The organism is Pontibacter sp. H249, assembly GCF_037892465.1.
Classification (GTDB): domain Bacteria; phylum Bacteroidota; class Bacteroidia; order Cytophagales; family Hymenobacteraceae; genus Pontibacter.
Genome location: NZ_JBBKTR010000015.1, coordinates 114,670 through 127,052 on the forward strand (window position 1 = coordinate 114,670; position 12,383 = coordinate 127,052).

Annotated in this window: 11 protein-coding genes; 8 read left to right on the forward strand and 3 right to left on the reverse strand. The window is 45.5% G+C overall.

What is annotated here, in order from left to right:
• Positions 1-216 precede the first annotated feature (216 nt).
• Complete coding sequence (locus WG943_RS17035; protein ID WP_340410841.1) at positions 217-1,110, forward strand: NAD(P)/FAD-dependent oxidoreductase; 894 nt, start codon at positions 217-219, stop codon at positions 1,108-1,110.
• Between the two features lie 10 nt (positions 1,111-1,120).
• Here WG943_RS17035 and WG943_RS17040 read toward each other — a convergent pair whose 3' ends face one another.
• Positions 1,121-2,005: a cyanophycinase gene (locus WG943_RS17040; RefSeq protein WP_340410843.1), complete on the reverse strand. Its 885-nt coding sequence runs from the start codon at positions 2,003-2,005 to the stop codon at positions 1,121-1,123.
• A 506-nt stretch (positions 2,006-2,511) separates the two neighbouring features.
• Between WG943_RS17040 and WG943_RS17045 the strand changes: the two genes are divergently transcribed.
• Together WG943_RS17045 and WG943_RS17050 are read left to right on the forward strand one after the other, a co-directional pair.
• Positions 2,512-2,676, forward strand: coding sequence for a hypothetical protein (locus WG943_RS17045; RefSeq protein WP_340410844.1), 165 nt, complete (start codon positions 2,512-2,514; stop codon positions 2,674-2,676).
• Positions 2,677-2,719: 43 nt separating this feature from the next.
• Positions 2,720-2,881 (forward strand): hypothetical protein, encoded by a 162-nt coding sequence (locus WG943_RS17050; protein WP_340410846.1) that lies wholly within the window; start codon positions 2,720-2,722, stop codon positions 2,879-2,881.
• A gap of 497 nt (positions 2,882-3,378) precedes the next feature.
• Here the strand turns inward: WG943_RS17050 and WG943_RS17055 are convergent, their stop codons facing one another.
• Positions 3,379-3,954, reverse strand: a complete 576-nt coding sequence (locus WG943_RS17055; RefSeq protein WP_340410847.1) for a hypothetical protein — start codon at positions 3,952-3,954, stop codon at positions 3,379-3,381.
• A 370-nt stretch (positions 3,955-4,324) separates the two neighbouring features.
• On the opposite strand from WG943_RS17055, the gene WG943_RS17060 reads away from it, so the two are divergent.
• Positions 4,325-6,268, forward strand: a complete 1,944-nt coding sequence (locus WG943_RS17060) for a S9 family peptidase (protein ID WP_340410849.1) — start codon at positions 4,325-4,327, stop codon at positions 6,266-6,268.
• 59 nt (positions 6,269-6,327) lie between these two features.
• Here WG943_RS17060 and arfB read toward each other — a convergent pair whose 3' ends face one another.
• A complete protein-coding gene (gene arfB, locus WG943_RS17065) occupies positions 6,328-6,738 on the reverse strand; it encodes an alternative ribosome rescue aminoacyl-tRNA hydrolase ArfB (protein ID WP_340410851.1) in 411 nt (136 codons plus the stop codon).
• Positions 6,739-6,927: 189 nt separating this feature from the next.
• On the opposite strand from arfB, the gene WG943_RS17070 reads away from it, so the two are divergent.
• The 4 genes from WG943_RS17070 to WG943_RS17085 all read left to right on the forward strand — a co-directional run bounded on the left by WG943_RS17070 (position 6,928) and on the right by WG943_RS17085 (position 12,354).
• Positions 6,928-8,589, forward strand: coding sequence for an alpha-amylase family protein (locus WG943_RS17070; protein WP_340410852.1), 1,662 nt, complete (start codon positions 6,928-6,930; stop codon positions 8,587-8,589).
• Between the two features lie 81 nt (positions 8,590-8,670).
• Positions 8,671-9,750 carry a site-2 protease family protein gene (locus WG943_RS17075; protein ID WP_340410853.1) on the forward strand — a complete coding sequence of 360 codons (1,080 nt, stop codon included), beginning with the start codon at positions 8,671-8,673 and terminating at the stop codon, positions 9,748-9,750.
• A gap of 181 nt (positions 9,751-9,931) precedes the next feature.
• Entirely contained in the window at positions 9,932-10,321 is a 390-nt protein-coding gene (locus tag WG943_RS17080) for a BlaI/MecI/CopY family transcriptional regulator (protein WP_340410854.1), read from the forward strand.
• Positions 10,318-12,354 (forward strand): M56 family metallopeptidase, encoded by a 2,037-nt coding sequence (locus WG943_RS17085; protein ID WP_340410855.1) that lies wholly within the window; start codon positions 10,318-10,320, stop codon positions 12,352-12,354. The genes WG943_RS17080 and WG943_RS17085 overlap by 4 nt, the downstream gene beginning before the upstream one ends.
• Positions 12,355-12,383: the final 29 nt, after the last annotated feature.

Sequence of the window (12,383 nt, forward strand, 5' to 3'; positions counted from 1 at the left end):
AGCATCTGAGATTTTTCAAATATTTTTTAGAATGAGTCGAAAAACATAGAGCAGTTTCCGCTTGCTGCCCTTTCTATTACCATTAAGTAGTTATGCTATTCAAGCCGGAAATGCGCTACAACAGTAGTTTTTATATTTCCTAAGTGAGTTTTTTGGCTATCAGGTTATCCAAATAACGTGTTATACGTTATCTAATCCTCATGAGGAGAAAGAAATATGTATGATGTTATAATAATAGGAGGTGGCCCGGCAGGTCTAAACGCTGCTATGATATTGGGCCGATCCAGGCGTAAAGTAATTTTATTTGATAGCGGTGAGCCAAGAAACCGGTGGGCCAGAAACATGAATGGTTTCCTGAGTTGCGATGGCATGGACCCGAAGGAATTTATACGCAGAGGAAGGGAAGAGCTAACTAAGTATAAGGTAGAGATAGTAGACCTAAAAATAGATGCCGCTACTTATAGTAAAGGCCAGTTTATAGTAACCGATGCCAATGATAAAGTATACCATTCTAAAAAACTGCTACTGGCAACCGGCTTAAAGGATAAACTACCGCAAGTGGAAGGCATAGAGGAGTTGTACGGAAAAAGCGTACACCACTGCCCATACTGCGACGGATGGGAGAACAGCGACAAAGCTATTGCCGTGTACGGAAAAGACCGTGACGGCATTGGCCAAGCGCTTGCCATGAAGAACTGGAGCAGCAATGTTACCCTCTACACTGATGGCACCAATAAGTTAAACAAGGATGACCTGGAGTTACTCAAGAGAAACGAGGTAGCCTATAACACCGAAAGGATTGTAAAGCTAATCGGGGAGGACGGGCAACTGCAGTATGTGGTAACCAACGGAGGAAAAAAGAACCCTCAAGATACCCTGTTCTTTTCTATAGGTACAGAACAGCAATCGAATTTGGGCAGAGACTTAGGTTGTGAGTTTACAAACAAAGGCGTAATTAAAACGCGTAGACTGCAGAAGTCTAACATACCTGGGCTTTATGTAGCCGGAGATGCTGCACGCGATGTGCAAATGGTAGTGGTAGCTGCCGCAGAAGGTGCAAGAGCCGGTGTGGCTATAAACATGGAGTTACAGCAGGAAGATCGGAAGTAAGATCTTCCTGCTATGCTGCACCCGCACGCTTAACAGCTATAGCATGATTCTGCTGTACAGGTGGGCTTATACTTTTATCTGCGTGCAACGGTGTGTTTTCTGATATTGGCTGAAACTGATGTTCTTTCAGGCAATACCGATATCCGTTTACAAGCAGGTGCATTTTTAAATTTTCAACAGCTATTGGCTCGTTTTCGGCTGCTTTGTGCACATTAGAGAAAGCAACCTGGCTAGCATCTATTATAGTTACCACACCAGGCCCGAACACCTCTACCTGGTTTCCTTTTTTTATAATAATGCCGGTTTCTTCGCTCAGGCCTATGCCAATATAATCAGGATCATGGGCAACAGCATGTGCAAGGCGGCCAAAGCGGCCACGCTCAGCAAAGTGTGTATCAATGTATACTTTCTTTATAAAAGAGCAGCCTACGGTAGTTTTCATCTCGCCTTTGATCAGGGAGTAGTGTCCGTAACCATCGTAAATCATTTTATCAGACATGATGGCTGCACCAGCGCTTGTGCCTGCTATAATAATGGGTTCTGTTATGTAACGCTCGCGCAGCAACTCCAGCAGCTTTGTTTTATTTAGAAAGCAGGCTAACCGCACTTGATCCCCACCAGTAAAGAAAACTACATCTGCCTCTTGTATGCGCTTCAGGTTTTCTTCTGTATCAGCTTCATGCTCTTCATCGATGCGCATAAACTGTACATTATTGCATCCCAACTCTTCAAATGCCTCCTTATATGCCTGTCCGGATTCCTCTGCTTCGGTGGCAGCCGTAGCAATCACTTCTATCTTAGAAGTAAGGCTGCATATCTTAGAATGAATCAATTTTATAAAACCATCATCATCTCCACCGCCAAGGGCTATCAACTTTCCTTTTACTTCTTCCATAAATCCATTAACTCCAAAATAGATTAGTTATACTCTCTTTCTCCAGCGCAAGTTCATGCTAACAGGGCTTATAACTTGTCTATTTAAATAAAATACAAAAGTATAATAGTATAAATCTATCAAATGTTTCAGGCTGAATACCCTGCTGCTCCAAGGCTTATGGTTTAGCTGCCTCATCGGGTACCTTATCAGCTATTGAGTGGCAGTAACCACATACTCTTAATGCGGTTATCTATACTATCTACTTGATACTCAAATAAATTAAACAATCGAATTGTTCGCTTTCGTACAATAAATTGTTCACTGCCGGACATATTCTCTTGTTCCAAATCATCACACAAGCCACTAACCACTTGATTTACAATGAATTATACTGTTTGGCACGTAAAGTGTAATTAGTGTATCAGAACAAAAAATAATTTGGACAGCCCAAGCAACCTTTGTTAATAAGCTGCCATCTTTAAGATAGAAACTAATTAAAAACCAGAACATTAAAATCTACTACTATGAAAATCGTCCTTTTAATTTTCGCCTTCATTTTCGGTTTGGGAGCCAGCGTTAAAAAGCAGGCCAACGATATTAAAGAACTCCATGTGAGAGCTGAGATAAATGAGTTCAAAAGTTACCCGAACCTGTTACCTGTAGTTGAGATTGTTGCCGATCGCAGCTAATTGAATACCCGATCTAATTGTTAAGCCACTACAAAATAAAACTATGAAACTGATTGCTCTTTTATGCCTTGTAATAGGTGTGTTTTGCTTCGCCGCCAAAAACGCTTTGGATGTACGGCCTACTGCGATATCAAGCAAGCAAATTACCCTGAACACACTGCCAACTGAAGCTGCCGCTGACACAAGGGTTGTACACAATGTATAACCGCTGCCAGCGGCAGCTGCCTTTGTTAAGCTCACTGCACCAGCCATACTTTTTCTTCTGCTGCAGCCTACCCTCTGCAAAAGCCTAAACAGGTAATCCTTAGCATAATATCAGCTAAACAAGATTGCTTTAAATTCAGCCACATCTGCTAAAAAAGCTTCCTGTATTTTTTATATATTCTTTAAACTAGATATATTTACATGCAGAATGTAAAGTTATACTTTGCACTTAAGGCATGGAAGCTAATTATTAGCCCCAAAAACAGAATTTTAAGATACAGGAACAGAGCATAAACCCTATTGACTAACATTATTATCTGGCGCAGTTTGTTTTGATAAAGTTAGTTGATAACATTGCAACCCCCAGTTGCAGTTCTATAGAATAAGACAAACTTATACAGAAAAAGGTTAGACAGAATACATCTGTCGCCAGATAACGCTCTATTCCTCAGGAAGCCCGTCCCCATCGGGCTTCCGCTTTTTTAAGGGCTTTCTGTGCTAGTTGTCCTTCTTTTTAAAGATATCCAGTATACTGCCGTTTTCCTGGTTTTTGGGGTTTTTATTCTTTTTCTTTCTGGTGTCTTCCTCCTGCTTTCCAAAAGGCCACCAGCTTTTCTTCTCTTTTTTCTCTTTCAGGATCACGTACCTTACCGACACCCCCGACGAAAGATCAAACCAATCGGCGTGGTTAATATGCACAGCTGGCTTCAGGTCTGCAGATAAAAGTATAGGCAAGCCATTAACCTTATACTCCAGCCCTACAATGGCATCTGCCCCGGTAAACACACCGCTATCCTTCAGGTTACCTACATGTCCGCCGGCACCTAAATAGTAGTTAAACCTTTTGCCCAGCAGCGGGAAGTGCCACTCATACAAAGCCGTGCCGCTATACTCGTTCGAGCCTACAGTTACGATGGCTTCTATTGTGCCTTTTTCATGCAGCTTCTGTTGTAGTGATATGCCAAACTTATCGCTTTCGAATCTGGGGCCAAGGGCTGTTCTATACTTTTGAGCATGTGCAGTTGCAAACGCTCCAACAAAGAGTACAAGAGTAATAAATACTATTCTGATCATTATTATAAAGTAAGGCTATAAAGATGCTGTGCTTGCTGCGATCTTTTATCAAGTTTAATAAACACAAAGATAACGCTGCTGCAACAGCACAAAACATGCCTGTTTAGCTATTCCTTAAATTTTATCTGCTCTGCAGCCTGTACCAAACGTGCAACTGTACCTTAACGATAGCTTATATATAAATCTTGTTTAGAGGCATTTTAGGTGCTTCTTTTATTAACACCTCCTGTTATAGCCAAACATCCTTATGCAGTAATATTGCTTATACTTTGGCACCTCTAGCTAATGTGATTCAGGAATTACATAATTTGTTTTTAAGTTGAAATTCAGTAGCTTACCATACGCTTACCTCACTTTAAAACTATAAAACATGAAAAAAATCTTTAGCTGGGCACCTGCAGCCTTAGCAGTTGCCACTCTGATGGCCGGGTGCCAGAAAAGCACACCCGCCGAGAACCAAACAACAGAGCCGGTGGTGCAAACATACACCATTGAGCAGTTTATGAACACCACCTCCATCACGGGCAGCGATTTTGCGCCGGATAACTCTAAAATTCTTTACTCCAGCAACCAGACCGGGGTGTATAATGCCTTCGAAGTGCCTGTAACCGGCGGCGAACCACGCCAACTTACCAACTCAACAGACAACTCGGTGTATGTGACTTCTTACTTCCCAAAGGATGAGCGCATTTTATACTCCAGCGATAAAGGCGGCGACGAGATTACGCACCTGTACATGCGCAACCCCGACGGCACTGTTAAAGACCTGACACCGGAGCCAAAGGCTAAAGCATCTTTTGCCGGCTGGAGCCACGACCAGAACAGCTTCTTCTTCCTGTCTAACAAGCGCGACCCTAAGTTCTTCGACCTTTATGAAATGGATGTCCAAACTCTGCAACCAAAGCTAGTGATGAAGAATGAGCAAGGCTTTGAGGTAGCAGCTATTTCGAGGGATAAAAAGTATATCGGCCTGGTAAAAAGTATAAACACCAACAGCAGCGACATGTACCTGTACAACACTGCTACAAAACAGCTAAAGAAACTTACCGACCATAAAGAGGACATCAAGTACTACCCCGAAACATTTACACCAGATAATAAACAGCTATACTTCCTGACAGATGAAGGTGGAGAGTTTCAAGAGCTGAAAAGCTATGATCTTGCCTCAGGCAAAACGGCAAATGTAGAGAAAGCTGACTGGGATATAATGTATACTTACTTCTCCAGGGACGGCAAGTACAGAGTAACCGCCATTAACAACGATGCCCGCACAGAAGTAAAAGTATACGATACCGCAACTGGCAATCAGGTACAGCTACCCGAAGTACCAGCCGGCGACATTACCGGGGTTAATTTTTCGGATGATGAGAACCTGATGGCTTTTTACGTGAACAGCCCAACCTCTTCCAGCAACTTATACGTGCACAACTTCCGGGGCAGCAACACCACCAAGCTTACCAACACCATGAACCCTAAGATAAACTCGGATGACCTGGTAAAGGCGGAGGTGATACGTTACAAATCTTATGACGGGTTGGAGATACCAGCCTTGCTGATGAAACCTAAAAATGCCAGCGAGAACAACAAAGTGCCGGCCGTACTTTGGATACACGGCGGCCCCGGCGGACAAACACGCCTGAACTACAGCCCTCTGATGCAGTACCTCGTGAACCATGGTTACGCTGTATTGGCTGTGAACAACCGTGGCAGTTCTGGCTATGGCAAAACATTTTTTGCTGCCGACGACCAAAAACATGGAGATGTAGACTTGAAGGACTGCGTGGAAGCTAAAAAGTACCTGGCCAGCACAGATTATATTGACAAGGACAAGATTGGCATTATGGGAGGCAGCTACGGCGGCTATATGGTACTGGCCGGCCTTGCCTTTACCCCTGAGGAGTTTGCCGTAGGCGTAAACTTATTTGGTGTAGCTAACTGGCTGCGCACACTGCAAAGTATACCGCCATACTGGGAGTCGTTTAGGGAGGCGCTTTACAAAGAAATGGGCAACCCTGAAACAGATTCTGCCGCACTCTACAACAAGTCGCCGCTGTTCTTTGCCGATCAAATTAAAAAGCCTTTGATGGTACTGCAGGGTGCTAACGACCCACGCGTGCTAAAAGTAGAATCGGATGAGATTGTGGCGGCGGTGAAAAAGAACAACGTGCCCGTGGAGTATGTGGTGTTCGACGACGAAGGCCATGGTTTTGTGAAGAAAGAAAACCAGATAGAAGGCTACAGCGCCATACTCACTTTCTTAGATACCTACCTAAAAGGGAAGCCGGCGACTGCTGGCTCCAGTAGCAGCAACTAACGTATAAAAGAATAGGGCAGCTTGTTTTGTTTGCTGCCCTATTCTTTTATACTTCTACATTAAAAATCCCTCCTATAACCACGGCTAGCTTTCTTCTCAGACCGCCTTTTTTTACTCTCTAGCCGTTGCCTTACCGATGCTTTGGTCGGTTTTGTGGCCTTCCTCTTTTTCTGCTTTGTCAGTGCCTGCCGCAGCAGCTCGTAAAACCGTTCTACGCATAGTTCTTTATTCTGCAGTTGGCTCCGCTCTGTCTGACAAACAACCTGCAGGTAACCATCGCTGTTAATGCGGTTTGCCAATTTTTGCAATACCAGCTCCTTCTCCTCGTCGGTTAGCAAACCTGAGTTCTGCACATGAAACCTGAGCTCCACTTTAGAAGCCACTTTATTCACATTCTGTCCGCCGGCCCCTCCGCTCCTGGATGCCTGAAACTCTAATTCCCTCTCAAATTCTCTGTTTTGTAGCTGCATGTTGTACTCTTTTAAAGCTGATGCCCTGAAGCAGTCTTATTATACTTACGAACCATAGTGTAAAGTATAGCCGTAGTACATAGTGCAAGTTAATATTAAGGTATAAAAGCATACCATGAAAGAAGCCATCGGCCATAAAAACTGGGAAATGACAGTGCACTACCAGCCGGTGGTTAAACTATAAAACACATGAGAGAAAGAGACCTTTGGTACAAACGTGCCATTGTATATGCCCTGGATGTAGAAACTTTTCAGGATTCGAACGGAGATGGCGTCGGTGATTTTCAGGGACTTATCGGGAGGCTGGACTACCTGGCTACGCTAGGCATTACCTGTATTTGGCTGCTGCCTTTTTACCCGACCCCAAACCGCGACAATGGTTATGATGTGATGGATTACTATAACGTGGACAGTCGCCTGGGCACCCTCGGTGACTTTGCTGCCTTTATACGCGAAGCAAATGAGCGGGGCATGCGCGTGATTATAGACCTGGTTGTAAACCATACTTCTGACCAGCACCCGTGGTTCCAAGAAGCCCGTCGCGATAGAAACTCAAAATACCGCAACTACTACACCTGGAGCGATGAGAAACCAGAAAACCCTGCCTACGAACCAGCCTTTGCAGGAGCCGAAAACAGCATCTGGACCTGGGACGAAGAAGCACAGGCTTACTACCTGCACCGGTTCTACCAGCACCAACCTGACCTGAACTTCAGCAACCCCGAAGTACGCAAAGAAATACATCATATTGCCGGATTCTGGCTGTCGCTGGGTATATCTGGTTTTAGAATAGATGCGGCACACATACTGGTGCAGACAGACCAACTAGATAGCACCACTAAGTTTTATGATCTGCTGGAGGATATGCGCGATTACATTAACATGCACAGCCGCGATGCCATACTTCTGGCTGAGGCTTCTGGTCCGCCTGAGGCAGTGGGACGCTTTTTTAAAGGAGATGAACGCATGCACATCATGTTCAACTTCCTCCTGAACATGCACGTGTTTCTGGCTTTGGCCCGTGAAAAGGGCAGCTCCATCTCTAAAGGCTTGAAAATGCTGCCACAGAAAAGCCACAATTCACAATGGCTTAATTTCCTGCGCCATCACGATGAGCTAAACGTAGAGGACCTGGAACTGGACGAGCAGGAGATCATTTTCAAGGCCTTCGCTCCAAAAGAAGATATGAAAGTATACGGCAGGGGCATTCGCCGCAGGCTGGCACCAATGCTTAAAGGGAATCGCAAAAAGCTGCAGTTGGCTTATAGTATACTTTTTAGCTTACCCGGCACACCTATGATACAGTATGGCTCTGAGATAGGCATGGGAGACGACCTGGACCTGCCCGAAAGAACAAGCGTGCGCACGCCCATGCAATGGGGTAACGAGCTTAATGCAGGTTTTTCTAAAGCCATAGATGCAGAACTGATACACCCTGTAATTAACAAAGGCCCCTACAGCTATGAAAAAGTAAACGTAGTGCAGCAGCAACGTGATCCTAACTCACTTTTAAACTGGATGGAACGGGTGATAAGAGTACGCCGGCAGTGCTCTGAGCTCGGCGATGGCAATTGCACTATCCTGGAGACGCAGGACAGCCGCCTGTTTGCACACAGCTGCGAACTAGAGTATAAAACAGTAGTTGTGCACAATTTAAGTGGCACAGCATGCCAGGTGCAGCTAAATCAACTTTGCGAAGATGGGATCCACTTGGATGAAATTCTTAGCGATTCGGATTACAAATTACCTAAAGACGGCAAGGTAGAAATAGAGCCCTATGGTTACAGGTGGTTCCGGCTACACCAGTTACCTAGCCCTGAGAAGGAGCCTGATCAAAAAAATAAATCCTGAGATAAAATTAAACTGCCATTGCATTGATAAACAATAGCTTCTGTATTGCGTTTACTTTATACACAAAGTATAGCTGTACTTATGAAGTGGTCTTTAAAATTGGGCAGTGTAGCAGGTATCAAAATATTGGTACACTGGACCTTTGTTTTCCTGATTGCATGGGTGGCATTTTCGGAGTCACAGCGCGGCAGCGACACCAATACCATACTTTTGTCTATTGCCTTTGTGCTTACTGTTTTCGTGTGTGTGGTGCTGCACGAGTTAGGGCACGCCCTTACCGCCAAGCATTACGGCATTAAAACCAAGATGATTACCCTATTGCCTATTGGTGGAGTGGCCAGCCTAGAGCGAATGCCCGAAAAGCCGAAGCAGGAGCTGTTGATTGCCGTGGCAGGCCCGGCTGTTAATGTAGTGATAGCATTTATACTTTGGCTTATACTGCCTTCGCTGCAGAACGTAGCCACCGAAGAGTTTTTCACGCGCATTACTCCATCTAACTTCTTTTACCTACTGTTTTTTGTGAATATGGTGCTGGTGGTTTTTAATGCCATACCCGCCTTCCCGATGGATGGTGGCCGTGTACTTCGTGCCTTGCTTGCTTTTAAACTAGGCAGAGTGCGTGCTACCCAGATAGCGTCTAACCTGGGCCAACTGCTGGCGATAGGCTTTGTTTTTATCGGCTTGTTTTATAACCCCTTTCTGATTCTTATAGGAGCTTTCGTGTTTTTTGGCGCTTACGCAGAAAATATGCTGGTGCAGCACCTCGATTTTTTGCGTGGCCATGTAGTGCGCGAAGGTATGATGACCAACTTTGTTACCTTAACCCCTACCGAAACCGTGAAAGATGCTTTAAACAAGTTGCTGATGGGCTCGGAGCATGAGTTTATTGTAGAGCTGGATGGGCAGGTTATAGGTACACTTACCCGTATGCAACTGATACAGGCGGTAAAAGAGGAGCAGCTTAACAAACCTGTTTCTGAGATCATGTCGCAGGAGTTTACCACTTTTAATGTACAGGACAAACTCTCTGAGGCCTACACAGAACTACAGAAAACCCGCGCCCCACTTATACCTGTTCTCGAAAATGGCCGCTTAGCAGGCGTTATCAATACTGATAACATCAACGAGTTCATCATGATCAAATCGGCACTTACCCACTAACATTCTGTCTCTACATCTTCACAACAATCCACCATTCAGCAATATACAACTAAACCTTTACCACCATTTTCATAGTTTTCAATATTAACTACGAAAAAAATCGTAAATAAAATTTCCTTTTACGAAATCATTCGTATATACTTGTAGTGCAACTAAGCAGCACTATAACCATCTATTAACTATGACTTTGGAAAAAACACCGAAACCTACCGAATCTGAACTGGAGATACTGCAGGTACTCTGGCAGCACGGCCCCAGCACCGTGCGGTTTGTGCACGAAGAACTGAGCAAAATCAAGGAAGTTGGCTACACCACCACCCTTAAGCTGATGCAGATCATGGCCGACAAAGCCATGCTGGAAGTAGATAAATCGAGCCGCTCCCACATCTTTCATGCCGCTATGGATGAAGAGAAAACACAGCAGCAGCTATTGGGTAAGTTCCTGGATGCTGCTTTTAGGGGCTCTGCCAGCAAACTGGTAATGCAGGCACTTGGCAACAGCAAAACATCCAAAGCAGAACTAGACGAGATCAGAAACTTACTTGATAAACTGGAAGGAGGTAGCAAATGAACCAGATCCTGAATTTATTTTCGGAAAATGTAGTGGAGGCACTGGGCTGGACGCTGCTGCACTCGCTGTGGCAAGGCGCTTTGATAGCCATCATACTTAGCCTGCTGATGCTGGTACTGCACCGCCATACTTCTAAAACACGCTATACAATAGCAGCCGGAGCCTTGCTGTTCCAGGTACTCGTATCGGCCATCACCTTCGACCATTACTACTTTTTACCGGCTCCTGAAGCAGCAGATGTAAGTATAACCTTGGCAGCTGGTCCGGCAATACAGGTTGCGGCAGAGGCTCCGGTAACTTTCTGGGCAGATCCCATGGGCGTGGCTAAAGTATACTTTTCGCAGCATTTACCTTTAATCGTTACCTTTTGGTTGATGGGTTTGGTACTGATGCTGCTTCGCTTTGTGGGAGGCCTAGCTTATACGCAACGCCTGCGCCACTACAAAACATCGCCGCTATCTGAAAAATGGCAACAGCGGTTGGCAGCACTCCGCCAGGAACTAGGCATGTCGAAGGCGGTACGGCTGGTAGAGTCGGCGATGGTAAAGGTCCCAATGGCCATAGGTTATACCAAACCGGTTATACTTTTGCCTGTAGGTGCCGTTACCGGACTGTCGCAGGCGCAGGTAGAGGCCATACTTGCCCACGAACTGGCGCACATACTTCGCCGCGATTACCTGTTCAACATCATCCAGTCTGTAGTTGATATTATTTTCTTTTACCATCCTGCCATGTGGTGGATATCTGGCGTGGTGCGTGCCGAGCGCGAAAACTGCTGCGACGATATTGCTGTGGCTGTATGTGGCAGCAACCTTACCTATGCACGTGCCCTTGCCGAACTAGAGGCGATGCGCATGCCGGCTGGTCCTGCACTTGCTATGGCATTTTCAGGTAAACGCAACACGTTGCTAAGCCGCATTAAGCGCCTAGTGGGGCAAGAGACTATGCGCCCAACCTTTACCGAGGGCTTTGTAGCTGCCCTGGTTCTGGTAGCAGGACTAACTGTTTTCTCCTACGGCGCCATGGCCAGCCTGAAGCAGTTGAACGAAGAAGCTGTGACAGATGCTATCGAAACCAACGCTATCCCAATTCCAGCAACAGAGGAGGCAGCACCAGCAGAGTTGATTACCTGGGAAGATGAAGAAACGACGGCCTATGTTTATAAAGCTCAGGACGGCGACGGAAAAACCCGTGACATTGTGATCATCAAGAACAAGAAGGGTGAGGTTACAGAACTCTATGTTGATGGTAAAAAGATTCCCAAAAAGGATATACCAAAGTATAACGAGCTGATAAACCAACGCCTGCAAGCCATCGAGAAAGCTCCTAAAGCAACACCTGCACAGGTACAGGCAGGTTTAGAAGAAGAGCGTAAAGCCATAGCAAGGGCAAAGCGTGACCAAAAGCGCAACGAAGAGTATACTTTTAGATATTTTGGTTCCGGCGATAGCGTTGGTTTTGCACCGGCACCTCCTGTTCCTCCTGTGCCACCAGTACCTCCTATGGCGCACGCTGCGATAGCCCCTATGCCTCCAATGCCACCGATGGCTCCTTTGCCTCCATTAGCTGGAGATAAAGAAGCACAGAAGCGCCATAAAGAAGCCATGAAACAGCACGAAAAGGAAATGGCAAAGTACATGGGGCAGATAAGCAAGTATGAAGAGGAACTGCGCAAGCAATATGAAGCCGGGGCTATAAGCCAGCAACAACTCCAGGCACAGGCACAACGGTATCAGCAGCAGGCGGAGACGCATGCAAGGCGTGCCGAAGTGATGGCCAAACGCCACGAGGAAATGGCACGCAAACACGAAGAAAGAGCCCGCGAGCATGAGGCCCGCATGAAAGAGCTAAGAAAAGAAATGCTAAAGGATGGATTTATCAAAAGTGAGAACGATAAGATAGACATCCGAATAACCAAAGACAGCCTTTACGTGAACGGCGAAAAGCAGAGCCAGGAGCTGTATGAAAAGTATAAAAAGCTCATGAACGTGAACATTACAGGAGAAGGCAACTTCAGATACCAACACAACTAACCATCTACTTCCAAAACAAACACATCAGC

What these genes read in the sequence shown, in the direction of transcription:
- WG943_RS17035 (WP_340410841.1), top strand. Translation starts at nt 217, where the DNA reads ATGTATGATGTTATAATAATAGGAGGTGGCCCGGCAGGTCTAAACGCT.
- WG943_RS17040 (WP_340410843.1), bottom strand. Translation starts at nt 2,005, where the DNA reads ATGGAAGAAGTAAAAGGAAAGTTGATAGCCCTTGGCGGTGGAGATGAT.
- WG943_RS17045 (WP_340410844.1), top strand. Translation starts at nt 2,512, where the DNA reads ATGAAAATCGTCCTTTTAATTTTCGCCTTCATTTTCGGTTTGGGAGCC.
- WG943_RS17050 (WP_340410846.1), top strand. Translation starts at nt 2,720, where the DNA reads ATGAAACTGATTGCTCTTTTATGCCTTGTAATAGGTGTGTTTTGCTTC.
- WG943_RS17055 (WP_340410847.1), bottom strand. Translation starts at nt 3,954, where the DNA reads ATGATCAGAATAGTATTTATTACTCTTGTACTCTTTGTTGGAGCGTTT.
- WG943_RS17060 (WP_340410849.1), top strand. Translation starts at nt 4,325, where the DNA reads ATGAAAAAAATCTTTAGCTGGGCACCTGCAGCCTTAGCAGTTGCCACT.
- arfB (WP_340410851.1), bottom strand. Translation starts at nt 6,738, where the DNA reads ATGCAGCTACAAAACAGAGAATTTGAGAGGGAATTAGAGTTTCAGGCA.
- WG943_RS17070 (WP_340410852.1), top strand. Translation starts at nt 6,928, where the DNA reads ATGAGAGAAAGAGACCTTTGGTACAAACGTGCCATTGTATATGCCCTG.
- WG943_RS17075 (WP_340410853.1), top strand. Translation starts at nt 8,671, where the DNA reads ATGAAGTGGTCTTTAAAATTGGGCAGTGTAGCAGGTATCAAAATATTG.
- WG943_RS17080 (WP_340410854.1), top strand. Translation starts at nt 9,932, where the DNA reads ATGACTTTGGAAAAAACACCGAAACCTACCGAATCTGAACTGGAGATA.
- WG943_RS17085 (WP_340410855.1), top strand. Translation starts at nt 10,318, where the DNA reads ATGAACCAGATCCTGAATTTATTTTCGGAAAATGTAGTGGAGGCACTG.